The 2,184-nt window shown below is 33.3% G+C and carries 2 protein-coding genes; both read left to right on the top strand.

The window, feature by feature from the left end; translation table 11 throughout:
* Window positions 1-594 precede the first annotated feature (594 nt).
* Complete coding sequence (locus AN391_RS19730) at window positions 595-1,233, top strand: hypothetical protein (RefSeq protein WP_055016967.1); 639 nt, start codon at window positions 595-597, stop codon at window positions 1,231-1,233.
* A 266-nt stretch (window positions 1,234-1,499) separates the two neighbouring features.
* Entirely contained in the window at window positions 1,500-1,919 is a 420-nt protein-coding gene (locus AN391_RS19720; protein ID WP_055016965.1) for a hypothetical protein, read from the top strand.
* Window positions 1,920-2,184: the final 265 nt, after the last annotated feature.

Below are 2,184 nucleotides of genomic sequence, written 5' to 3'. Positions count from 1 at the left end.
GAATTTGCTTTTTCTCATCGTAAATTTTCCTATTTTCGTTAATGGAAAATTCTACTTATGAACTGTTTCATTTTTTGGGGGAGTTACAAGAACACTTGGTTTTTGAATAAAAAGATCAAGGAAACACAGCTGCCTGCTTGACCGGAACTTTCTAATGGGTGACCCCTTGCTAGACCCTTACTGCTTTACTAACATTGGAACGAAACGATGACTAAGGTAAAAGTTATGGGCCTTAAATAATCATCAGTAGTGCTTAGCCTAAATCCAAATGGGTGATTGGTGGATATCCACACCAATTGACATCATTACTAAGTGGGGAATTATATTTAAATTGGGTACACTTAATATGGATACTTGGTTTTCGATTAAAAAGATCAAGAAAACACAGCTGCTAGCTTGATCATTTTTAATGAGTTATCTGTTTAACACCTACTAAGGTATCATGAAAATGAAGTGGTTACTGAATGTTTTGCTTCTATTTAACAGAAGAAAATTTTTAAAAGTTGACAACAAAGCTTTACCAAAAAGTTAATTTAAATTATCTTAATTAGTATCATTTTAGCTACAAGCACCCACAACAACAAGGAAGAGTTGGTGAAATCACCTTATGTAACAGAACAGTATAAAGCAGATCCTATTGGTTTTTTAATTAATATTTTAGATGCTAAAAAAATTGAGAATCAGATTAGGAACGAAGATGATATCTTATCTATATTAACAGGCCTAGTTGCCTATAGGCAGTTGAGTCGCTATAAACAGACACAGTTAAATGCCGCAATTTTAGCAATAAAAAGTGGACCCGTTAAAGAGTACCTGTATGGACTTGTTGCACAGCTAGCGTTTAATCCAAAGTGGTTTAGTTGGAGTATGAGTGACAAAGAATTAAGAGCCTTTTTTGAAAATAACAAAGACCTAGCTAAAGCAACTGCTGTTTTAGGTGTGGCGACTGTAGGAACAAGCGTCCCTGCAATATTAGAATCGCTTTTAAATATAAAAAAAACCGGAGTTAAAGCTGCGGCTAAAGATGCAATAGTGAAAGCCTCTAACAGTGAAGTGGGTAAAGCCGCCGCTTCACAATTTACCAAAAACTCAAAAGTTCTTATTGGAAGTAGTTATGCAGCGGCGTATGTTACTGTTATATCTACCTTTTTGTGGTATTGTTCAAGCAAAAATGAAGCGGATGCCAAAAAAGAGTTAATCTTAAGAGGTTTAATTAAACTGGAAGATATTTAGATGATATTAAAAGGCTGCATAGTGATATTTTGCTTAATATGCATCAATCTTTTTACTCGACATCATATAGCCCAAAAGAAAGCTAAAAGTCATTCTAATAAGGACTTGTTAATAATATCATTTATTTTTTCAAGTCTACTGCTGATTCTAACATTGGCTATGCTAGCTATTGGTACTGAGTTTGATTGCTCGATTCAATCCATAGGCTTGTTTATCATATATTGGAGTAATATATATGGTTTGCTTAAAGTATGGAGAAATGCAGAGTGAAACTAATTAAGCCTTTTTGTTTAATAAGTATTATACTTTTTAGTCAGCTTGCGGCAGGAAATGATTTATATTTTGATGTGGGCAAAGCTACACCTTATCTTAGTGTTTGCTCACTTAAAAATGATTTATCTGAAAGTAATAGCGTTGTTAATTTTGCCAATGGTGTACTAAGTAAAATATATCATTCTTCTGAAGAATCGAAAAAGGAAGTTGCTGCTTTAGGGGCTAATGAATACTTTGACCAGCTAAGTTATCAATCTGCACTAGGTGTTACTCAAGAATATGAGCTCTACACTTTACCTAGATGCGAACGCTTTGCAGTTAATATTTTGAATAAGTTATGCTCAGATAAAGTGAGAAGTTCATCAATGGCAATGCTAGATTCTGCATGTGAAAAGGCTAAACAGTATCTTTAAATAATAAAACTTAATAAGATTATATTAAAAATTATTTAGGATGGTTTTTAAGGTTTAATTTTCGATTAGCTCTAAAAAACTAGAGGGATCAAATCTCGACTTTATATTTTAATGGTTTATTTGTTGCCCATTGAGTTAATTCTTATGTCTAGACCGTTGCAAATAGGGTATAAAAGAACCATTGGGGTCAAATCTTGACTTCAGACTTCAAATGTCTAGATTTATAGATTACTACTCATTGAGTGAATTACTATGTCTAGGCCGC

The sequence above is a fragment of the Pseudoalteromonas sp. P1-13-1a genome (assembly GCF_001401875.1).
Taxonomy (GTDB): domain Bacteria; phylum Pseudomonadota; class Gammaproteobacteria; order Enterobacterales; family Alteromonadaceae; genus Pseudoalteromonas.
Note: the sequence above shows the minus strand (reverse complement) of the source record. Positions and strands in the feature narration are given on the sequence as shown.